At 74.0% G+C, this 21,535-nt stretch carries 18 protein-coding genes and 1 riboswitch; of the genes, 10 read left to right on the plus strand and 8 right to left on the minus strand.

The genetic code is table 11. The features are described 5' to 3' along the window. Positions 1–93 precede the first annotated feature (93 nt). The 3 genes from AB0J36_RS07630 to AB0J36_RS07640 all read right to left on the minus strand — a co-directional run bounded on the left by AB0J36_RS07630 (position 94) and on the right by AB0J36_RS07640 (position 6,691). A complete protein-coding gene (locus AB0J36_RS07630; RefSeq protein WP_357397854.1) occupies positions 94–2,346 on the minus strand; it encodes a VWA domain-containing protein in 2,253 nt (750 codons plus the stop codon). Then, positions 2,343–6,011, minus strand: a complete 3,669-nt coding sequence (gene cobN, locus AB0J36_RS07635) for a cobaltochelatase subunit CobN (RefSeq protein WP_363660283.1) — start codon at positions 6,009–6,011, stop codon at positions 2,343–2,345. The genes AB0J36_RS07630 and cobN overlap by 4 nt, the downstream gene beginning before the upstream one ends. Before the next feature lie 316 nt (positions 6,012–6,327). Then, positions 6,328–6,457: riboswitch (cobalamin riboswitch) on the minus strand. Between the two features lie 111 nt (positions 6,458–6,568). Next, positions 6,569–6,691 carry a hypothetical protein gene (locus tag AB0J36_RS07640; protein ID WP_357118330.1) on the minus strand — a complete coding sequence of 41 codons (123 nt, stop codon included), beginning with the start codon at positions 6,689–6,691 and terminating at the stop codon, positions 6,569–6,571. A gap of 307 nt (positions 6,692–6,998) precedes the next feature. On the opposite strand from AB0J36_RS07640, the gene AB0J36_RS07645 reads away from it, so the two are divergent. Next, positions 6,999–7,889: a DUF5919 domain-containing protein gene (locus AB0J36_RS07645; RefSeq protein ID WP_357169917.1), complete on the plus strand. Its 891-nt coding sequence runs from the start codon at positions 6,999–7,001 to the stop codon at positions 7,887–7,889. Next, complete coding sequence (locus AB0J36_RS07650; protein ID WP_357169914.1) at positions 7,886–8,692, plus strand: inositol monophosphatase family protein; 807 nt, start codon at positions 7,886–7,888, stop codon at positions 8,690–8,692. The genes AB0J36_RS07645 and AB0J36_RS07650 overlap by 4 nt, the downstream gene beginning before the upstream one ends. A gap of 22 nt (positions 8,693–8,714) precedes the next feature. On the opposite strand, the gene AB0J36_RS07655 is transcribed toward AB0J36_RS07650, so the two are convergent. Next, a complete protein-coding gene (locus AB0J36_RS07655; protein ID WP_357118321.1) occupies positions 8,715–9,050 on the minus strand; it encodes a hypothetical protein in 336 nt (111 codons plus the stop codon). A 125-nt stretch (positions 9,051–9,175) separates the two neighbouring features. On the opposite strand from AB0J36_RS07655, the gene AB0J36_RS07660 reads away from it, so the two are divergent. From AB0J36_RS07660 to AB0J36_RS07680, 5 genes are all read left to right on the plus strand, one after another. Next, the gene (locus AB0J36_RS07660) at positions 9,176–9,751 is read left to right on the plus strand and encodes an RNA polymerase sigma factor (RefSeq protein WP_357169911.1); all 576 of its coding nucleotides are present in this window, start codon (positions 9,176–9,178) and stop codon (positions 9,749–9,751) included. Continuing rightward, positions 9,744–10,478 (plus strand): hypothetical protein, encoded by a 735-nt coding sequence (locus AB0J36_RS07665; RefSeq protein ID WP_357169908.1) that lies wholly within the window; start codon positions 9,744–9,746, stop codon positions 10,476–10,478. Before AB0J36_RS07660 ends, AB0J36_RS07665 begins: the two co-directional genes overlap by 8 nt. A gap of 63 nt (positions 10,479–10,541) precedes the next feature. Continuing rightward, positions 10,542–11,048 (plus strand): hypothetical protein, encoded by a 507-nt coding sequence (locus AB0J36_RS07670; RefSeq protein ID WP_357169905.1) that lies wholly within the window; start codon positions 10,542–10,544, stop codon positions 11,046–11,048. Between the two features lie 126 nt (positions 11,049–11,174). After that, on the plus strand, positions 11,175–13,334 hold the full coding sequence (gene helR, locus AB0J36_RS07675) for an RNA polymerase recycling motor ATPase HelR (protein ID WP_357170565.1): 2,160 nt from the start codon (positions 11,175–11,177) through the stop codon (positions 13,332–13,334). A 10-nt stretch (positions 13,335–13,344) separates the two neighbouring features. After that, positions 13,345–14,007, plus strand: a complete 663-nt coding sequence (locus AB0J36_RS07680; RefSeq protein WP_357169901.1) for a hypothetical protein — start codon at positions 13,345–13,347, stop codon at positions 14,005–14,007. Positions 14,008–14,091: 84 nt separating this feature from the next. Here the strand turns inward: AB0J36_RS07680 and AB0J36_RS07685 are convergent, their stop codons facing one another. Continuing rightward, positions 14,092–14,988: an aldo/keto reductase gene (locus AB0J36_RS07685; protein WP_357169898.1), complete on the minus strand. Its 897-nt coding sequence runs from the start codon at positions 14,986–14,988 to the stop codon at positions 14,092–14,094. A 73-nt stretch (positions 14,989–15,061) separates the two neighbouring features. After that, complete coding sequence (locus tag AB0J36_RS07690) at positions 15,062–16,330, minus strand: MFS transporter (RefSeq protein WP_363660285.1); 1,269 nt, start codon at positions 16,328–16,330, stop codon at positions 15,062–15,064. Between the two features lie 163 nt (positions 16,331–16,493). Between AB0J36_RS07690 and AB0J36_RS07695 the strand changes: the two genes are divergently transcribed. Together AB0J36_RS07695 and AB0J36_RS07700 are read left to right on the plus strand one after the other, a co-directional pair. Further along, the gene (locus tag AB0J36_RS07695) at positions 16,494–17,483 is read left to right on the plus strand and encodes a LacI family DNA-binding transcriptional regulator (protein ID WP_357169892.1); all 990 of its coding nucleotides are present in this window, start codon (positions 16,494–16,496) and stop codon (positions 17,481–17,483) included. A gap of 76 nt (positions 17,484–17,559) precedes the next feature. After that, positions 17,560–18,261 (plus strand): phospholipase, encoded by a 702-nt coding sequence (locus AB0J36_RS07700; protein ID WP_357397870.1) that lies wholly within the window; start codon positions 17,560–17,562, stop codon positions 18,259–18,261. Between the two features lie 13 nt (positions 18,262–18,274). Here AB0J36_RS07700 and AB0J36_RS07705 read toward each other — a convergent pair whose 3' ends face one another. Beyond that, positions 18,275–19,399: an FUSC family protein gene (locus tag AB0J36_RS07705; RefSeq protein WP_357169887.1), complete on the minus strand. Its 1,125-nt coding sequence runs from the start codon at positions 19,397–19,399 to the stop codon at positions 18,275–18,277. A gap of 159 nt (positions 19,400–19,558) precedes the next feature. After that, positions 19,559–20,188: a TetR/AcrR family transcriptional regulator gene (locus AB0J36_RS07710; protein WP_357118290.1), complete on the minus strand. Its 630-nt coding sequence runs from the start codon at positions 20,186–20,188 to the stop codon at positions 19,559–19,561. A 67-nt stretch (positions 20,189–20,255) separates the two neighbouring features. On the opposite strand from AB0J36_RS07710, the gene AB0J36_RS07715 reads away from it, so the two are divergent. Further along, entirely contained in the window at positions 20,256–21,419 is a 1,164-nt protein-coding gene (locus AB0J36_RS07715) for an FAD-dependent oxidoreductase (RefSeq protein WP_363660286.1), read from the plus strand. The last annotated feature ends 116 nt before the right edge of the window (positions 21,420–21,535 follow it).

Below are 21,535 nucleotides of genomic sequence, written 5' to 3' on the forward strand. Positions count from 1 at the left end.
CCCGCGCGCCTTCCGCGCCCCGCGCGCCTTCCGCGCCCCGCGCGCCTTCCGCGATCTTGCAGTTTCTGTTGCTCATATGCGTATCTCGTCCTTTTATGTCGCGACAGAAACTGCAAGATCGCGGGGGGCGGGGTGGGTCAGGGCGTGCAGGGGATGCAGGGGGGCGTTGAGTTGGGTGGCCAGGCGGCGGGCCAGGTGCAGGCGGATCGGGCCGGATTCGCAGTCGACGACCACGCAGGGGGCACCCGTCGCCGCGAGGATTGCCGCCGCTCCTGCCGCCCGGTCGAGCGGGCGGGTTCCGGCGGTGGCGCGGCCGTCGGTGACCACCAGGACCAGGGGGCGGCGCTTCGGGTCGCGCAGGCGCTCCACCCGCAGCAGTTCCGCGGCGGCCAGCAGACCCTCGGCCAGTGGTGTCCGCCCGCCGGTGGGCAACTCGGCCAGACGGGTCGAGGCGGCCAGCACCGACGAGGTCGCCGGCAGCACGGTGCGCGCGCCGGCTCCCCGGAAGGCGATCACCGCGACCTTGTCCCGCCGCTGGTACGCGTCGGTGAGCAGGGCGAGCACCGCGTCCTTCACGGTGACCATCCGCTGCCGGGCGCCCATCGAACCGCTGGCGTCCACCACGAACAGCACCAGGTTGCCCTCGCGCCCCTCCCGGACCGCCTCGCGGACGTCGTCCGGACGCAGGCGCAGCGGGCCCGCCAGTCGCCCCCGAGTCGCCTGGTGGGGTGCGGCGGCGCGGATGGTGGCCGGCAGGTGCAGCGCGCCGACCCCACCGTTCGGCACCCGGGCCCCGGTGGTGCGGCCCCTCCCGGTCCGGGCCCGCGACCGCCGGCCCGGCACCCCGTCACCGACGCCGGGCGCGGTCAGCAGCCGGGCTCGCAGACCACCCCGGGGTACGGCCACCCGTCCGCCCTCGCGCTCCCGGTCGTTCCCGGTGCCGCTGGGCTCACCCTCCTCGGCCCGCCGACGGCGACCGCCCCGACCGTTCACCCCCGAGAAGTCCCCGTCCGCGCCGACGTCGGCGGCGTGCGGCTCCGGGCCGTCGGCCCTCCCGGAGTCGCCGTCGCCGGAATCGTGCCCGCCGCTGCCCGACTCCCCACCGTCCACGTCGGTGGGACCGCGGGCGTTGTCGTCGGAGCCACGACCGTCGGGGCCGTTCCCATCGTGACGATGTTCCCCGGTGTCGCCGTCCACGCCGGAGGAGCCGCCCAGGTCGCCGGCACTGCCGCCGGGGCCGCCCCCACCGCCACCATCGGGACCGTCGGGGCGCGGGCCGGCGGAGCCGCCGTCGTCCGGGCGGCCGTCGTCGTCCGGGTCGTCGGGGTGGTTGTCCTGGGCCCGTTGCAGCGCCTCGTCGAGGCGCTTCTCGTCCAGCCCCGGCGTGTCGAACGGGTCGCGGCGACGGCGGTGCGGCAGGGCGAGTCGGGCCGCCACCCGCACGTCGTCGCTGGTGACCCGGTCCCGGTCGTGCCAGGCGGCGTGGGCGAGGGCGGTACGCGCGGTGACGATGTCGGCGCGCATCCCGTCCACGTCGAACGCCGCGCACACCTCGGCGATCTGCCGCAGCGCGGCGTCCGGCAGGCGTACCCCGGGAAGCCGGCGGCGGGCGGCGGCCACCTGGGCGGCGATCTCGGCGTCGGCGTCGGCCCAGCGGGCGGCGAACCCGGCCGGGTCGGCGTCGGCGGCGAGCCGCCGGCGGACGACCTCCACCCGGATCTCCGGGTCCCGGCTGGCGTTCACCTCGACGGTCAGCCCGAACCGGTCGAGCAGCTGCGGGCGCAGCTCCCCCTCCTCCGGGTTCATGGTGCCGACCAGCAGGAACCGGGCCGCGTGGCTGACCGAGACGCCCTCGCGCTCGACGTGGCTGCGGCCCATCGCCGCCGCGTCCAGCAGCAGGTCGACGAGGTGGTCGTGCAGCAGGTTGACCTCGTCCACGTAGAGCACGCCCCGGTGGGCGGCGGCGAGCAGGCCCGGTTCGAAGGCGCGTACGCCCTCGCCGAGGGCCTTCTCCAGGTCCAGCGACCCGACCACCCGGTCCTCGGCCGCTCCGACGGGCAGTTCGACGAGGCGCGCCGGCCCGGTCTCGACGGCCGCCCCGACCGGGTGCGGCCCGTCCGGGCAGCCCGGGTCGGGTTCGGCCGGATCACACCCGAAGCGGCAGCCGGCGACCCGGCGCACCGGGGGCAGCAGCGCGGCGAGGGCGCGTACGGCGGTGGACTTGGCGGTGCCCTTCTCGCCCCGCACGAGGACCCCACCGATCGCCGGGGACACGGCGTTGAGCAGCAACGCCAGCCGCATGTCGGCCATGCCGAGCACGGCGCTGAGCGGGTAGGTCGTGGTCATGCCCGGTCCTCCAGGTCGCCCTCGCTGGCCAGGTAGGTGTCGCGCAGGCGGTCCAGGGTGGCCGGCTCGGGCTTGGCCCACAGCCCCCGGTCGGCGGCCTCCAATAGCCGCTCGGTGATGCCGCGTAGCGCCCACGGGTTGGACTTCTCCAGGAACTCGCGGGTGGTGTCGTCGAACAGGTACGCGGCGGCCAGGTGCTCGTACATCCAGTCGTCCACCACACCGGCGGTGGCGTCGTAGCCGAACAGGTAGTCCACGGTGGCGGCCAGCTCGAACGCGCCCTTGTAGCCGTGCCGGCGCATCGCGGCGATCCACTTCGGGTTGACCACCCGGGCCCGGAACACCCGCCGGGTCTCCTCGCCCAGCGTGCGGGTCCGCACGTCGTGCGGCATCGCCGAGTCGCCCACGTACGCGGCCGGGGACGTGCCGGTGAGGTGGCGGACCATCGCCACCATCCCGCCGTGATACTGGAAGTAGTCGTCGGAGTCGACGATGTCGTGCTCGCGGGTGTCCTGGTTCTTCACCGCGACCGCGATCCGCGCGAAGGAGCGTTCCATGTCGGCGCGCGCCTCCCGCCCGTCCAGGCCCCGGCCGTACGCGTAGCCACCCCACACCGCGTACACCTCGGCCAGGTCGGCGTCGCTGCGCCAGGTCCGGGCGTCGATCAGCGGCAACAGGCCCGCGCCGTACGCCCCGGGTTTGGAGCCGAAGATCCGGGCGGTGGCCCGCCGCTCGTCACCGTGCTCGGCGAGGTCGGCGGCCACGTGGGCGCGCAGGTAGTTCTCCTCGGCCGGCTCGTTCAGGGCGGCGACCTGCCGGACGGCGTCGTCGAGCAGCGCCACCACGTGCGGGAACGCGTCGCGGAAGAACCCGGAGATCCGTACGGTGACGTCGACGCGGGGCCGACCCAGCTCGGCGGTCGGCACCACCTCGACGCCGGTGACCCGCCGGGACCGCTCGTCCCACACCGGCCGGCAGCCGATAAGCGCGAGCACCTCGGCGATGTCGTCGCCCTGCGTCCGCATGGCGCTGGTGCCCCACACGGTCAACCCCACCGAGCGGGGGTACGCGCCGGTGTCGGCGAGGTGCCGGGCCAGCAGCGAGTCGGCCAGGGCCACGCCGACGTCCCAGGCGTTGCGGCTGGGGATGGCCTTCGGGTCGACGGAGTAGAAGTTCCGGCCGGTGGGCAACACGTTGACCAGGCCCCGGGTGGGTGAGCCGGACGGGCCGGGCGGCACGAACCGGCCGTCGAGCGCACCGAGGGTGTTGGTCAGCTCGTCGGTGGTGCGAACCAGCCGGGGCACCAACTCGGTGGCGGCGAAGCGCAGCACCTCGGCGGCGTCCGGGATCGGCTGGCCGGTCACCTCGGCGACGACCGCCTCGGCCGTGTCGGCGGTCCAGCCCAGGGTCTCCATGCCGACGACCAGCCGCCGGGCGAGGGTTTCGATCAGGTCGATGGCATCGGCGGCGGTGCCGGCCGGCCCGTCCACCGCGTCGGTCAACGCGGCCGGCAGGGCGATCCGCTGGCCCGGCGTGGCAAGCAGTTCCTGTTCGTCGAGGCCGTACGCGGTGGCGAGGGCCTGCCGCAGGCCGGGCAGGGCCTGGACGCCACCCCAGATCTGCGGGGCGCGCAGCACCGCGAGGACCAGGTTGACCCGCGGCTCGCCGGTGGGCGCGTCGGCGAGGATGTGCAGGCCGTCGCGGATCTGCACGTCCTTGACCTCGCACAGGTAGCCGTCGAGGTGCAGCACGAAGTCGTCGAAGTCGTCCGCGTCGGGCATCGCCTCGGTGTGCAGGTCGTGGTGCAGCTCGGAGGCGCGGACCAGGTCCCAGATCTGCGCCCGCACGGTCGGCACCTTCGCCGGGTCGAGCGCCTGCACGGTGGCGTACTCGTCCAGCAGTTGCTCCAGTTTGGCCAGGTCGCCGTAGGTCTCGGCGCGGGCCATCGGCGGCACCAGGTGGTCGATGACCACGGCGTGCGCCCGCCGCTTGGCCTGGGTGCCCTCGCCTGGGTCGTTGACGATGAACGGGTACACCAGCGGCAGGTCCGCGAGGACCGCGTCGGGCGCGCAGCCGGCGGCCAGGCCGAGGCCCTTGCCGGGCAGCCACTCCAGGGTGCCGTGCTTGCCCAGGTGCACCACGGCGTCCGCGCCGAAGCCGCCGTCGGAGACCGGCGCGGCGAGCCAGCGGTACGCGGCCAGGTAGTGGTGGCTCGGCGGCAGGTCCGGGTCGTGGTAGATGGCGATCGGGTTCTCCCCGAAACCACGCGGCGGCTGGATCAGCAGCGCCACGTTGCCGAAGCGCAGCCCGGCCAGCACGACGTCCCCGCCGTCGGTGTACAGCTCGCCGGGCGGCTCGCCCCAGTGTTGCCGCATCCGCTCGCGCAGCTCGACCGGGACCGCCTCGAACCAGCGCCGGTACGTCTGCCCCGGTATCCGCGCCTCGGCGGCGGCCAACTGATCCGGGGTGAGCCACTCCACGTCGTGCCCGCCGGCGGCGATCAGCGCGTGGATCAGCGCGTCACCGTCCGTGGGCGGCGGCGTGCCGCCGAGGTCGTAGCCCGCCTCGGCGAGCGCGGCGAACAGCCGGACCGCCGAGGCCGGGGTGTCCAGCCCGACGGCGTTGCCGACCCGCGAGTGCTTGGTGGGGTACGAGCTGAGCACCACGGCGATCCGCTTGTCGGCGTTCGGCACGTACCGCAGCCGGGCGTGCCGCACCGCGATCCCGGCGACGCGGGCGGCCCGCTCGGGGTCGGCGGCGTACACCGAAAGACCGTCGGCGTCGACCTGCTTGAACGAGAACGGCACGGTGACGATCCGGCCGTCGAACTCGGGGATGGCCACCTGCATCGCCGCGTCCAACGGGGACAGTCCGGCGTCGCTGGCGGCCCACTGCTCGCGCGTGCTGGTGAGGCAGAGCGCCTGGATGACCGGCACGTCCAGGGCGGCGAGCGCGCCGACGTCCCAGGCGTCCTCGTCGCCGCCGGAGGAGGCGTCGGCGGCGACCGCGCCGCCGGCCGCGAGGACGGTGACCAGCAGCGCGTCGCAGCGGGCGAAGAGCCCGAGGGGGCCGGCGCCGGCCGTCAGCCCGCGCAGCGAGCCGCAGAAGATCGGCAGGGGGTTGCCGCCGGCCGCGCGGACCGCCTCGGCCAGCACGTCGACGAACGCGGTGTTGCCGGCCAGGGCGTGCGCCCGGTAGAAGACGATTCCGATGGTGGGCCGACCCGGTTCGGTGGGGTGCTCGCCGTGCACGCCGTACGCCGGGGTCGGCGCGGGCGGTGCGAACCCCTCCCCGGTGAGCAGGACCGTGTCGGAGAGGAACCGGGCCAACTCCCCCAGGTTGTCCGGGCCACCCTCGACCAGGTACGCGAGGGCCTGGGCGACCACCCCGGACGGCACCGTGGAGACCGCCATCAGCTCCGCGTCCGGCAGCGCCTCGCCGCCAAGGACGACCGTGGGCACGCCGCTGGCGAGCACGGCGGCGAGGCCGTCCGGCCACGCCTGCCGACCGCCGAGCAGGCGTACGACGGCGAGGTCGACCCCGTCGAGCAGGGCGGGCACCTCGTCGGCCGCCACCCGGGCAGGGTTGGCGAGCCGGTAGTCGGCGTCGCTGGCGCGGGCGGCCAGCAGGTCGGTGTCGGCGGTGGAGAGCAGCAGAATGCGCACGGCAGGCTCCGGACGGTAACGTCGGCGCGCTCGCGGAAGCGGTTCGGCGACGACGTGCGGGTGGGCGCGGGGTTCAGCGGGCACCGCGACCCGGACCGCTCACCGGCACGGGGCCGGCGGCGACGGGTGGCGTGGCGCGGAACTCAGCGGGAAACGACGCCCAAGCGAGCGGATGCCGGCGCGGTTGTGCGGCCGGGTCGGGGCGCGGCGGTGCGACCGCCGCTCGGGGTACGACGGTGCTCGTGGGTGCGCAAGACGCCATGCGTCATCGGGTCCTCCTCGGGTGTCCACGCCCTGGGGTACGTCCCGACGGCCGAAGTATCCTGGCTTCCGGATCGACGCTCTCCCCCGGCCTTCCAACCGCAGACACACGGCCGTGACTCGCGAGGGGGGATCACTCCCCGGTGACAGTGGCGGGACCGCGTCGGATTCGCACCGACTTCCTTCACTGCCGTCAGGCCGCGAATGCTGCCACACCCTCGCGCCGCCGGTCAACGCGGACCCCGGTGCCGCCCGGTCACGAGCACCACATTGACCTGCGAAGATATCGGGGCGAGTCACTCATGGTTGAAGCGACGCGGCCGGCGAGTCAACGACAGCCAGCCGAGGAAACGCGCGTGCATCAGGGCAAGGTCGGGGCGACCGCCGAGACCGTACAAGTCGTGGATGGCCTCGTTCATGCAGGACGTAAGGTAGAGGGCCAGCGCCAGCGAGTGACCGTAGAACTCGGCGACGAGATCGAGTTGGGCGCGGGAGCATGGCCATGCTGCGGCACAGTTGCGGCACAACCAGGCGGGGCGCATGGGCAGGTGGGGGCGGGACCGCAGACTCACACCACGACCCTGCTCACCACAACCGCAGCGATCCATCACGGCGGGTGAATCCTCGATGGATAACTTTCATCCGCCCTCTGGATGTCCTCCCGGCATGCCATCCCACTACTGGATAAGCTGGCCCTCGGCCCTTGTAGCAGGAAGGAAGCCAGCCGTGAGCGTCCGCACAACTGCCACGCTTACCACTGACGACCTGCTGTGGGACACCACTGACATGCTCGACGCCCTGGCCGCTCGTAACATCGCTCAGGTATTCCGCCTCGTCCAGCGAGCCACCCGCGCCAGCCAGACCACTCTCGGCGTCGCCACCGGCCTCAGCCAGGCTCAGATCAGCGAGATCACCAGCGGTGCCCGCCGGGTCAGCAGCATCGATGTCCTCACCCGCATCTGCACCGGCCTGTCCATGCCCCGCCACGCACGAATGACGCTTCTCCTCGGCGAACGCGAGCCGGCCCCGGACCTCGCCGGACACCAGCTCAGCACGGCCGTACGGAACCAATGCGCTGATGTCAGCGCGATCTATTCCAGCCGATCAGATTTTATGGCGGAGCTGCCCCCGCAAGCCCTTTTCGACCATGCCACGGACATCCGAGCGGCCGGGCTGTCACTGAACCTCATCTGTCAGCAGTACGGCGACAATCGCCTCCTGAGACTCCTCGCCGCCGGCACCCGCCTCCGCTGCCTGTTCCTTGACCCGGCCGGCGAGGCGATCAGGCGGCAGGAGCGGGAGGACGACTATCCAGATGGGCACCTCAGCGCGCTCACCGAACTCAACATCCAGAACTTGGCCCGCCGCATTCGTGACCGGCTCCCGGCGGATGCCCGGGACAACCTCACCATCGGCGTCTACGACGAATCCATCCGCGCCAACGTCCTTCTGATCGATGGTCGACTCTGCGTTGTCCAGCACTACCTACCGCAGATGCGCGGTGTCGACTGCCCGACGCTGGTCATCGAGCGCAGCGCCAGCCCCAGCCCTTCCGGCCTCTACCCGATATTCGACGAGATGTTCAACTCGCTGTGGGAGCGCAGCCGCCAGCTATGACCGGCTACGCGCACCTCCTCCCTCTCGCACAGGAGGCCGTCGACCTGGCCCACGACCTGATGCGCAGGCTCCAGCCCGGTGCGCTGACCTTCAAGGGTGACCGCGACATGGCCTCGGACGTGGATTACGCCATCGAGCGAGCGGTCCGCGAGCATCTGGCCGCCAAGGCGCCTGACATCGGTTTCCTCGGTGAGGAGTACGGCAGCAGCGGCGACACCAGCGCGCTGACCTGGGCACTCGATCCAGTCGACGGCACCGTCAACTTCATCCACGGCTCGCCCCTGTGCGCGATCTCTCTCGGCCTCATCCACCGCACACACGCCGTCCTCGGTGTCATCGACCTTCCGTTCCTCGGCACCCGCTACCACGCCGTGCAGGGGCACGGCGCCTATGCCGACAACCGGCGCATCCGCGCCAGCCAGGTCACCGATCTGCGGGACGCCGTCGTCGCCATCGGCGACTATGCGGTCGGTGCCGAGGCCAGCCGGAAGAACACCGAGCGACTCGCCATCACCGAGCAGCTCACCCGACACGTCCAACGGATACGCATGCACGGGTCAGCCGCAATCGACCTCGCCTGGTTGGCGCACGGCCGGATCGACGCGTTCGTCATGCTCAACAACAACCCGTGGGACACCGTCGCGGGCGTCGTCATCGCCAGGGAGGCTGGCGCGCTGGTGGTCGACATTGACGGCACGCCCCACCACGTGAACGCTGGCGCCACGATCGGCGGCGGTGAGCTGATCCTTCCACCCGTCCTCACGCTCATCCAGCGATCACTCGCGCAGGCGAAACCCGCTTGAGCCCGGTTACGGCCTGACCGGCTCAGCGGGCGTGGCGTTCCGGGTGGGCCCGATTCCACACCCGCATCCGCTCCGGGTAGCCGGTGCGGGCCGCCTCGTACAGCGGCACCGCGTGTTTGCGGGCGATGTCGCCCGCCGCCCGGGGTGTGCCGGTGCGGCGACGGATCCACTCACCGTCGTAGGCGATCGCGACCACGGTGGTGTCGGTGGCGGTCGTCTCCGGTTCCAGGTAGAACTCCACCCCTCGCCGGCTGGCGACGAACGCCTCCAGCGCGGCGAGGTCGTCCCGGGTGGCCTCACGGTCCAGCTTCGTCGGGGTCGCCTCGCCGCCGCGAGACCGCCGGTTGAACCAGCCCATGCCCAGCCCCTCTCCTTCGACGCCACTCCCAGTTCAGCACCGATTCCTGGCAATAGGCTGCACGGCGGGTGGGAGAAATCTGACTCCGCTGGGGCGGAACCCGACGGGCGCGGGCGGTGTCATCAGTGCGAGTCCGACCGGAGGTACCCCTGGACGACGACGTGCTCGTCACCCGCGCCCGAGCCGGTGACCTGGAGGCGTACGACCTCCTGGTCGCCCGGCACACCGCGTCCGCGTACCGGACGGCGGTGCTGCTCGGCGCGGGTTCGGACTCCGAGGACGTCGTCCAGGAGGCGTTCGTGAAGGGCTACCGCAAGCTGTCGCGCTACCGGGGAGAGTCGTCCTTCCGCTCCTGGTTGCTCGCGATCGTCGCCAACGAGACCCGCAACCTGCACCGGTCCCGCACGCGCCGGGAGGGCCTGGTCCTGCGGGCGGCGGCGAACCCCCCGCCCGAGGTCGCCGAGGATGACGCCGTTGACGCCGTCCTGGCCGGCGAGCGGCGGGCCGCGCTGGTGGCGGCCCTGCGGCAACTGCCGGTACGCGACCGCGAGGTGATCGTCTGCCGGTTCTTCCTCGATCTCGGCGAGCAGGAGACGGGCGTCATGCTGGGCTGGCCCCGGGGAACGGTGAAGTCGCGTACCTCACGGGCACTGGCGAAGCTGCGCGCCCTGCTCGCCGACGAGGAGGTGCGTCATGGATGACCTCGCCCGGGACGGCCTAGAGGCGGAGCTGCGTGACCTCGGCGTCTGGTTGGACACGCCCGCCACGCCGGACGTGACCGCACGGGTGCGCGACCGGCTCGTCGGGGACGTACGCGGGCGACGTCGGTGGCGCTCCCTGGCCGCGGCGGCGCTCGTTGCCCTGCTGGTCGCGGCGCTGCCGCCGACGCGTGCGGCCGTCGCCGACGCGGTCGGCGAGGTGCTGCGCTTCGCCGGCGTCGGCATCGTCACGTCGTCCACGCCGTCGCCGCCCGAGGACGAGCCGTCGCCCCTGCCGTCGCTGCGGATGGTGGGGCTCGACGAGGCACGGCGGGCGGTCCGCTTCCCGATCCGGGTGCCGGCCGCGCTCGGGCCGCCGGAGCGGGTGTCGGTCGCCGACCCCGACGGCACCGGCGCGTACCGGGTCGCGACGCTGCTGTACGAGGGCGGCGGGGTGCGTCTCGACGCGTTCGACGGTCGTCTCGACCTGACCTTCCACAAGCGGACCAGCCGGCCGGGTGCGGAGTGGACGCAGGTCGACGGTGACTTCGCCGTCTGGGTCGACGGTCCGCACGTGCTGTCCTACGTCGACCGGTCGGGGCAGATCCGCCGGGAGACCGCACGACTCGCCGCGTCGACCCTGATCTGGGAGCAGGCCGGCGTGACCTACCGGCTGGAGGGCGCGCGCAGCATGGCCGAGGCGCTCGAGATCGCCGGCTCGCTCCCCTAGGAACCCGCCCGGCCCGACCGGTGTCTCTCTGGTACGGGACACGTCCTTGTGGGAGGGAGCGAGATGATCACTTGGGGCAGGTTTCTGCTGGGGTCGGTTCTGGTGCTGGCGGGCTGCGGCACGGCCGGTGACGGGCCGGCGACGACTGCCGGCGGTCCAACCACTGCGGCGGTCGGCTGCGCGTCGCGGGTCGAGACGGGGTCGCTGCCCGACTGGGCGGACGAGGGGTTCCACGGGGACACCCGCATGCCGCACGTCTTCGGCGCACGGGGTGAGATCGTGGCGGTGCTGTTCGGCCACCCGCTGGCGCAGGTCCGACCGGACGCGTCGAGCAACAAGATCCTCTGGGTGGCCCGGCCCGCCACGACCTCGCCGCCCCCGGGCGCGTCGACCACCCTGAAGATCATCGCCACGTTGGACGGCACCGACACGCGAGTGACCCACGAGGTCGCCGGCGGGCCAGCGCCGTCGATCATCGACATGCCGCGAGCGGGGTGCTGGCATCTCGACCTGAGCTGGGGCGGGCGCGCCGACACGATGGATCTCGTCTACGCCGAGCGGAAGCCGTGACGACGAGGAACAACCCCTCCCGCCATATCCAACATATACCGCATGGGGGGACTTGCGGCAAGGCCCCCGCTGTGCCGCAGAATGGCCCGTCCAAGGCCATGACCTGCGCAAACGGGAGCCATGAAGATGAACGTGTCGTCGGCGGCGGCCAGTGTGTTCGACCTCCCCGAGAACCTCGCCGCCAAGGCCGACCCGGCGCTCGTCGCCCGGGACGAGCAGCACTTCGCCGTGATCGCGGCGAGCCTTCAGCGGTCGATCGCCGACCTGTCCGACCGCCTGGACGCCGAGCGCCGGGCACCGGCGGGCAAGGGTCGGCAGGCGGTCGTCCGGGACGAGGAGGTCCGGCGGCTGACCGCCCGCCTGCGTGCGCTGCGCCGTTTCGGTCTGGATCTGTGTCTCGGTCGCATGGTCCACGCGGACGACCCCGAGCCCGTCTATATCGGACGGTTCGGCCTCAGCGACGGCGATGGCCGCCGGCTGCTGCTCGACTGGCGTTCACCGGCCGCCGCGCCGTTCTTCGGAGCGACCCACGCCAACCCGATGGGCCTCGCGAGCCGACGCCGGTATCGCTGGACCCTCGGCCGGATCAGCGACTACTGGGACGAGGTGTTCACCCCGGACGGGTTCGAGGGGCACGCCGCGCTGGACGACCAGTCGGCGTTCATCGCCAGCCTCGGCGGCAACCGCTCCGCCCGGATGCGCGACGTGCTCGGCACCATCCAGGCCGACCAGGACGCCATCATCCGGGCCGGATCACGCGGCGCGCTCGTCGTCGACGGCGGTCCGGGCACGGGCAAGACCGTCGTCGCCCTGCACCGCACCGCGTACCTGCTCTACTCCGACCCGCGCCTGCGGCAGGGGCGCGGCGGGGTGCTGTTCGTCGGGCCGCACCAGCCCTACCTGGCGTACGTCGCCGACGTCCTGCCCAGCCTCGGCGAGGAGGACGTGCAGACCTGCACCCTGCGGGACCTGGTACCGCAGGGCGCCTCGGCCGCCGCCGAGAGCGACCCGGAGGTGGACCGCCTCAAGTCCTCGCTCGGCCTGGTACGGGCGATCGACGCGGCCGTCCGCTTCTACGAGGAGCCGCCGACGACGGCGCTGACCGTCGCGGCCGGCGACACCGACATCCGGCTGAGCGCCGACGACTGGGCCCAGGCGTTCGAGGCGCCCGGATCGGGCACCCCGCACAACGAGGCCCGCGACGAGATCTGGGACGAACTGCTGAGCATCCTGCTCGGCAGGTACGACGGCGACGAACCCGAGGACCTCGTCCGCGCGTCGCTGCGGCGCGACGCGGAAATCCGTACCACGGTCAACCGCGCCTGGCCGCTGCTCGACGCGGCCGACATCGTCGCGGACCTGTGGTCGGTGCCCGCCTATCTGCGCAGGTGCGCCCCCTGGCTCGGTCCCGACGACGTCCGCCGGCTCCAGCGCGCCGACGCCCGCGCGTGGACGGTGTCCGACCTGCCGCTGCTGGACGCGGCACGACAGCGGCTCGGCGATGCGGAGGCGTCAGGGCGTACCCGCCGCCGCGACGCCACGATCGCCGCCGAACGGGAACGCATGGCGACGGTGGTCGACGAGCTGATCGAGGCGCACGCCTACGACGACGGCGAGGGCGTGCTGTCGAGCCTGCGCCAACTGGACCTGCAGGACGCGCTTGTCGACGAGGCCGTGCTGCCGGGCGTCGCCGCGGATCTGCTGGCCGGCCCGTTCGCGCACATCGTGGTGGACGAGGCGCAGGAGCTGACCGACGCGCAGTGGCAGATGCTGCTGTCGCGGTGCCCGTCGCGCAGCTTCACGATCGTCGGGGACCGGGCCCAGGCCCGGCACGGATTCACCGGGTCGTGGCGCGAACGGCTCGCCCGCGTCGGGCTCAACGAGGTGACCCTGACCTCGTTGACCGTCAACTACCGGACGCCCCGGGAGGTCATGGCGCAGGCCGAACCGGTCATCCGGGCCGTACTCCCGGACGCGAACGTGCCGACCTCGATCCGCGGCAACGGGATCCCCGTCACCCACGGATCGGTGCGCGACCGGGACGCGATCGTCGACGGCTGGCTCGCGGAGCACGCCGAGGGAATCGCCTGCGTCATCGGCGACCCCACGTTCCGGCCGGCGACGAGTCGCGTCCGGTCGCTGAGTCCGGAACTGTCCAAGGGGCTGGAGTTCGACCTGGTCGTCCTCGTCGATCCGGAGGCGTTCGGTGAGGGCGTCCAGGGGGCGGTCGACAGGTACGTCGCGATGACGCGCGCGACCCAGCGGCTCGTCGTGCTCACCGATTAGGCTGCCGGACGTGCCAAACGACGTGCGGGAGGCGGCGGCGCACAACAACGCGCAATGGTGCGACGTGGTGTGCGCCAGCCACGGCCTGGTCGGCCGGATCGACGCCGACGCGTGGTCGGTGCCCCGCCGCTCCCCGCCCTGGTATCCGGACGCGGTCACCCTGCGCCCCGGCGTCGACCCCGAGGCGCTGCTCGCGCGGATCGACGCCGGGGCCGGCGCGTCGGTGAAGGACAGCTTCGCCGACCTCGACCTCGCGGCGTACGGGTTCCGGGTCCTCTTCGACGCGCAGTGGATCCACCGCCCGCCGACCGATCCGCCGACCGGCGTGCCGCTCGACCGGGTCACCACGGCGCGGGGGCTCGCGGAGTGGGCGAGCGCGCACGGCGGTGGGGAGCTGTTCCGCCCGGCGCTGCTGGCCGACCCGGGCATCCGGGTGCTGGCCCGGCACGACGGGCGGGGCGCTGTCGTGGGTGGGGCGGTGGTCAGCGGCGACGATCCGTCGGGCGTCTCCAACCTGTTCAGCACCAGCGACGATCCGGACGAGATCTGGCTGGCGATCTCCGCCACCCTGCCCGACGTACCCCTGGTCGGCTACGAGTCCGCGCCCGACCTGCCCCCGGCCCGCCGAGCCGGCTTCCACCCCGCGGGCCTCCTGCGCATCTGGCTCCGTTGATCATGAAGTTATTGCCACGACACGCCGACATCGATGGCAACAACTTCATGATCAACGCCGGCGGGACGGGGGTGGGGGACGGCGTCAGCCCAGGCGGGTCAGGTCCTCCGGGGTCAGGTCCAGGGACGCGGCGGCTATGTTCTCCTCGAGGTGTGCGGGGTCGCTGGTGCCGGGGATGGCGAGGACGTGCGGGCCCTGGTGCAGGGTCCAGGCCAGGCGTACCTGCGAAGGGGTGACGCCGTGGTCGCGGGCGACCGCCTCGACGGCCGCGCCCGGCGCGGCGGTCGCTCCCGCCTCCCGGGAGGTTCCGGCCAGCGCGAAGAACGGCACGTAGGCGACTCCCCGCTCGCCGCAGGCCCGGACGAAGGCGTCCTGTTCCCGGTAGGCGTCCAAGCCGTAGTTGTTCTGCACGCAGACCACCGGCGCGATGCCGGCCACCTCGTCCAGCTGCTCGGGCCGGACGTTGGACAGCCCGAGGTGCCGGATCAGCCCGGCGTCGCGCAGCTCGGCCAGGGCGCCGAACCGCTCGGCCAGCGGCACCGCCCCCGGCCCCCGGCCGAGCCGTAGGTTCACCACGTCGAGCTGGTCGCGGCCGAGACGACGCAGGTTCTCCTCGACCTGCGCGCGCAACTGCGCGGGGGTGAACGCCTCGGTGAACCCGTCCACCGGGTCGTAGCCGAAGCCGACCTTGGTGGCGATCACCAGATCCTCGGGGTACGGGGCGAGGGCCGCCCGGATCAGCTCGGTGGCGTACCGGGCGGGACCGGTGCCCACCCGCAGGGTCCCGCCGGGCGAGACGTAGAACGCGGCCGTGTCGAGGTGGTTGACGCCCAGCTCGACGGCGCGGCGCAGCAGCGCGATCGCGCGCTCGCGGTCGGGGTTCGCGGTGATCCGCATCGAGCCGAAGCCCATCCGGCGCACCGTGCGGTCGCCCAGGGTCCAGGTGCCCGCCGCGGCGGCGGTGATCTCGTCGATTGGCATCGGGCGACCGTAGCCAGCACGGGCGCGCGGCGCACTCGGCCGCGCGCCCGATACCGGCACGCCCTGATCCGGGCTAGTTTTGTTGTGCTGCCGACGACCGCTCCCGCTCGGCGGCGCGCGGCGGGCGCAGCGCCGGCACCAGCGCCAACGTCGGCAGGAGCAGCAGCGGCACCACCAGCAGCGCCCGCAGGACGCCGACGTGGTCGCCGAGCAGCCCCAGCAGCGGCGGGCCACCCAGGAAGGCCGTGTAGCCGATCACGGCGACGACGCTGACCCGTACCGCCGCGTGCGCCTCCTCGTCGGCCGCCGCGCTCATGCCGACGGGGAAGCCGAGTGACGCGCCGATCCCCCACAGCGCGACGCCGACGATGGCCACCGGTCCCGAGCCGGCCAACACGGCCAGCGTCGCGCCGGCGGCGGCGAGCAGGACGGTGCCGGTGAGGACCGGCACCCGCCCCCAGCGGTCCAGCGCGACCGTGCCGGCGGTGCGACCGAGGGTCATGCCGACGACGAACACTCCGAAGACCGCCGCGCCGGCCGCCTCGCTCAAGTCCCGGCCGTCCACGAACGCGACCGCCAGCCAGTCGTTGGCGCTGCCCTCGGTGAAGGCCGCCACCAGCACGAACAGCCCGATCAGCAGGGTGCGCGGCTCGCGCCAGGCGGCGAGCTGGGCCCGCCGACGACCGGCCGGGGTGGTGTCCGTCGGCCCGTTGGCCGCGTCCACGGCGGGCTGGGGCAGGTACGCCCGGGACGCGAAGACGGTGCCGACCAGGACCACCACGGCCACCACGGCGAGGTGCGCGCCCACCGGCACGTCCAGGCGGGCCGCGCCGGCGCCGACGCCCGCGCCGGCCACCGACCCGAGGCTCCAGGCCGCGTGGAAACGGGGCATGACGGTACGCCCCAACCGACGCTCCACGGCCGCGCCCTCGACGTTCATCGCCACGTCACACGCGCCGGAGCCGTAGCCGAAGGCGACCATCCCCAGCGCGACGACGGCGGCCGACCCGGCGACCGTCGCGCCCAACCCGGCCACGATCAGGCCCACCGCGACCAGCACGGTGGCGAGGGTCACCGTGCGGGCCGAGCCGAGGCGCTGGGCGAGCAGCCCGGACGTCGGCATGGCGAGCAGCGCGCCGACGCTCAACGCGAGCAACAGCAGCCCGAGGCGGCCGGCGGACAGATCCAGCGCCTCCCGGACGGCCGGCACCCGGGAGAACCAGCTACCGACGGCCAGGCCGTTCAGGGTGAAGGTCAGGGCGACGCCGTTGCGGGCGAGCACGATGGCCCGCGTCGGCGCGGCGGCGTCCGGGGCGACGGCGGGACTGGTGGGGGCACTCAAGGGGGTGGTCCTCTTCCTGGGGGGTGATCTCCTGGCACGATCGCACACCTGAGAGCGCTACCACCACAAGCGGGCCCCGCCCCTTACCGCAGGCCCGCAGCTCGGGGGATGATGGCTGGCAGGCGCACGCCCGCCGGGGGCGGGCGTCGTCGGGGAGGACACGATGACGGCAGCGGCACCGCGCCCAGCCACCCTGGAGGACGTCGCCCGGGCCGCCGGAGTGTCCCGGTCCACCGCCTCGCGGGTGATCGCCGGCACCGGGTTCGCCTCGCCGGCCGCCCGGGCACGGGTGGTGACGGCCGCCGACCAGCTCGGCTACGTGCCCAACCCGGCCGCGCGCGCACTGGTCCGCGGCGGCGGCGTACGGCTGGTGGTGGCCGCCCTGGGCACCAGCGCGGCCGTGCTGGACGACCCGTACGTGGACCGCGTGGTCGGCTCGGCCGCCCGGGTGTGCGCGCCGGCCGGCGTCGGGGTGGCCCTGCACTGGCTGCCGCTGGGTGACCCGCGCGGCCTCGACCAGCTCGCCGCCGACCGCAGCGTGTGCGGGGTCGTGCTGGTCAACACCACCGAGGACCTGCTGGCGGCCGTACCCCGGGCGCTGCACGGCCGGATCGCCTCGATCGGCATCGGCTCGGCCACAGTGCCGTCGTTCGACGTCGACAACACCACCGGCGCGGGCGCGGTGTTACGCCACCTGTACGGCACGGGCCGCCGCCGGATCGCCATGGTGACCGGTCCACGGTGGCTGCCGTGCGCGCAGCGGCCGGTGCGGGCGTACCGGCACCTGATGCGCGAGGCCGGCCTGCCGGAGCGGGTCGTGCGGGGGGACTTCACGGCGGCGCGGGGCCGGGAGGCGGCCGGCGAGGCGCTGCGGCGCTGGCCGGACGTCGACGCGATCTACGCGATCAGCGACGAGACGGCCCTGGGCGTGATCGCGGAGCTGCGCGAGGACGGCGTCCGGGTGCCCGGTGACGTCGCGGTGGCCGGCTTCGACGACATCCCGCTGGCCGGCATGACCGCGCCGGCGCTGACCACCGCGAGCCACCCCGTGGGCCGGATCGCCGCCGCGGCGGCCGCCGCCGTGCTGGCCGGTCGCCCGGGAGCGCCGGTGACGCTCTTCCCGTCCGACCTGGTGGCCCGGGACAGCGCCTGAGCGGCCGCCCGGTTAACCGGCGGCCGGCCGGGTAACCGCCTCGCACCTCTCGTCGACCGCGAGGAGTTGGTGGCCCGTGTCCGACCCCGTGCCGCCGAGCCGGGCGCCCGCGCAGGGTCACCGGCACGGCCGGTTGACCACCCGCCCACACCCGCCGGTGGTGACCGGGCCGAGCGGCATCGTGCCGCTGCCCGGCGGTGACGGTGGTCGGCCCGCGATGGCGTACGTGCCGGAGCCGGCCGCCGACGGGGCCGCGTACCGGCTGGTGGTGCTCCTGCACGGGGCGGGTGGTTCCGCGCGGCACGGACTGGACCTGCTGCTCGCGGAGGCGGACGCGCAGCACCTGCTGCTGATCGCCCCGCAGTCGTCGGCGACCAGTTGGGACCTGATCGCCGGTGGCCTCGGGGTGGACGTCGGGCACATCGACGCGTTGCTGGCCAGCGCGTTCGACGGCTACCCCGTACAGGGTGTGACGCTCGGCGGTTTCTCCGACGGAGCCTCGTACGCGCTCTCGCTGGGCCTGGCCAACGGCGACCTGGTCGACGCGGTGCTGGCCTTCTCCCCCGGCTTCGCCGCGCCGCCGGTCGTCCGTGGGCGACCACGGATCTTCGTCTCGCACGGGGTGGACGACCCGGTGCTGCCCGTCGACGTGTGCAGCCGCCGATTCGTGCCGCACCTGCGCGGAATCGGCTACGACGTCACCTACGAGGAGTTCACCGGCGGCCATGAGCTGCCCGCGGAGATCCGGGCGAGGGCCACCGGGTGGCTCACCGGGTGACCCTCGGTGTCGGTCAGACGGCGGGTAGGCCGAGGGCCGCGTCCACGCGGGCCAGGACGGCGACGTCGTCGTCGGGATGCACGCCCCGCAGCAGGTCGATCGCCGTCGCCCGGACCTGGCCGATGATCATGGCGAGGGGGAGGGTCTGGGTCGACCCGAAGAGCTGCCCCGCGGTACGGACGGCCGCCAGCGCCGCCTCGTCCGCCCGCAGGGCGTGCCGGTCGGCGACCTCCTCCTGCCCGTCCAGGTCGGCGGCGAGCGCCGCGCCGGCCTCCCGGACCGCCTCCACCAGGCAGCGCAGCGCGTCGCCCAGCTCGGGCGGGGTGGAGGTCCCGAGTCGACTGAGCGTCACGCCCGCGCGGGCCAGCACCCGGACGTTGCGGACCACGTAGTCGATCTGCCGGACCGACTCGTCCACCGACCGCAACCGGCCGATGTGTCGGCGTCGGCGCACGTTGAGCCGCAGCGCCTCGCCGGCGGCCAGCACGCCGTCCCGCAGCCCGTCGACCCGGGCGTCCATGCCCCGGGCGCGCGCCAGGGCGGCCACCGCCGCCGGCTCGTCGCGCCCGTCCAGCGCGTCGGCGATCCCGCCCAGCAGGCCGGCCAGCTCGTCGAACGTGCGCCGCACCTCGACGACGAGCGGCGCGAGCGGGTGCCGGGCGTCGACGAGCAGGCTGACGGCGAGCGCCACCGCGCCGCCGATCAGCGCGTCGACGAAGCGGAACGGCACCAGCGACCCGTCCGGCGGCGCGACCACCACCAGGTAGAGCGCGGAGACGGCGGCCTGTACGAGGGTGACGCCGGTGGCCCCGAAGGCGACCGCGAGCAGGACGGTGAGCAGGATGACCGTGCAGACCGTCCAGGTGCTGCCGGGGCCCAGCGCCTGCACGACCAGGTCCGCGACGAGCACCCCGGCGGCCACCCCGAGCACGACCTCGACGGCCCGCCGGATGCGCTGCCCACGGGCCTGACCGAGGACGATCAGCGCGGCGGCCGGCGCGAAGAACGGCTGCGGATGCCCGAGCAGGCGGGTGGCGAGCAGCCAGGCCACGGTCGCCGCGACGGTCGCCTCCAGCACCGGCCGCCACCCCTGCCGCAACCGGTGGCCGGCGACCCGCAGGCCCGCGAACCACGCCATCGGCACCTCCCACCGGTCGACCGACGCGTTGTGCGGCCGTCAGCGATCACCGGCGTCCGCCGGCTCGCCCTCCGCGATCGTCCACCATCGGCCGGCGGAGCCGCCGACCGGGCCGCCCGTCGGCCGCCGTCGCGTCCGGCGCGCGATCACCGGCTCCGGTCACCTCCCGGTCAGGGCGCGCAGCAGCGTACGGACGGCGTCCGCGAGATCGGCGCGGCTGTCCGGGGTGCCGGGGGTCGGGGCGGTGAGCGCTCCCGCGCCGACCAGCCGGTCGAAGAGGAGCCCGTCGACGTACGCGACGAACTGGTCGCCCTGCCGGTCCGGGTCGGTGGCGCCGGCGCGGGTCAGCAGATCGCGGGACTGGGCCCGGATGCCGATGCCGTGTCGCAGGATGCCGCGTAGTTCGGGGCGGTGCACCGCCTCCAGCAGGCAGGCGTAGCGGGTCAGGGTACGGCTGCGTCCGACGCCCAGCCAGCGGTCGAGCACCTCGGCCACCCCGGCGGCGAGCTGGTCGAGGTCGTCGCCGTCCAGGCGGGGGCCCGCCTGCGGGGCGGGCGGCTCGGTCGGCAGGTCGTACGCGGCCAGGTCGGCCCGGTCACGCTCGACGAGGCGCCGCACCACCGCCTCGATCAGCGCCTGGCGGGTGCGCAGGTACGCCGAGGTGGTGCCGGGCGGCAGCTCGGCGCGGGCGTCGACGGCCCGGTGGGTGAGCGCCCGCATGCCGCCGTCGGCGATCAGCTCGATGGCCGCGTCGGTCAACAGCGCGATCCGGTGGGCGCGGGCGTTCAACGGGGTTCCTCCTCTGCGCGGTGCGCAGGTAGTATCCCCCTTCTACAGGTGTAGAAGGGTGGACGACATGGACGAGCCACACGCGGTGGTGGTCGGCGGCGGCATCGGGGGGCTGAGCGCGGCGCTCGCCCTGCACCGGCGTGACTGGCGGGTCACCGTCCTGGAACGCGCCCCCGAACTGCGCGAGGTGGGCGCTGGGTTGAGCCTGATGGCCAACGCGCTACGCGCCCTGGACGCCCTCGGCCTCAGCTCTGCCCTGCGGTCCAACGCACACGCCGAGGCCCCCGGCGGGGTCCGCGACCGGCGGGGCCGGTGGCTGTCCCGCATGGACGCGGCAGAGATGGTCCGACAGCTTGGCACCAGCGCGCTCGGCGTCCACCGGGCCACCCTGCACCGCATCCTGCGCGAGGCGCTGCCCGCGTCGTCGCTGCACACCGGGGCCGAGGTCGAGCACGTCGACTCCGACTCCGACCACGCGACGGTGCGCTACCGCGGGCCCGACGGCCCGCGAACCCTCCACGCCGACCTGGTGGTCGGTGCCGACGGCCTGCGCAGCCGGCTGCGCGCCCAGCTCTGGCCGAAGATTCCCGCCCCGGTGTACGCGGGCTCGACGGCCTGGCGGGCCGCCATCGCGTTCCCGGAGCCGATCCCGACGGCGATCACCTGGGGCCCGGCCGCCGAGTTCGGCATGGTGCCGATCGGCGACGGCTGGCTCTACTGGTACGCGGCCCGCAACGCCCCGCCCGGCGGCCACGCCCCGGACGAGCTGGCGGCGGTTCGGGAGCACTTCGGCACGTGGCACGACCCCATCCCCGCGCTGCTGGCGGCCACCCCACCCAAAGTGGTTCTCCGCAACGACATCCACCACCTGGCCACGGCGCTGCCGTCCTACGTGCGGGGACGGGTGGCGCTGCTCGGCGACGCGGCCCACGCGATGACGCCGAACCTCGGGCAGGGCGCCGGCCAGGCCATCGAGGACGCGGTGGTGCTCGGCGCGGCCTGCGCCGGGGGCGCGCAGGGGTTGCCGGCCGCCCTGGCGGCGTACGACGAACAGCGTCGCCCCCGCACCCAGGCCATCGCCCGCGCGTCCCTGCGCGCCGGGCGGTACGGCCAGCAACTGCGGAACCCTCTCGCCCTCGCGGCCCGTACCGCCGCGCTGCGCCTCGTCCCGGCCAGCGTCACGCTGCGGAGCATGACCTGGTGCGTCGACTGGCGGCCGCCGCAGGGCTGAGTCGCCCGCCATTCCGGCCGGCGGCGCAAAGCTTCAGTCTATTCTTCGGGGCCGCTCTCCGCCTCGGCCAAATACGACAGTGCGCCGGTACAATCGGCGACTACCTTGTGACCAAT

Source organism: Micromonospora sp. NPDC049662, assembly GCF_040675055.1.
In the GTDB taxonomy this organism is placed as follows: domain Bacteria; phylum Actinomycetota; class Actinomycetes; order Mycobacteriales; family Micromonosporaceae; genus Micromonospora.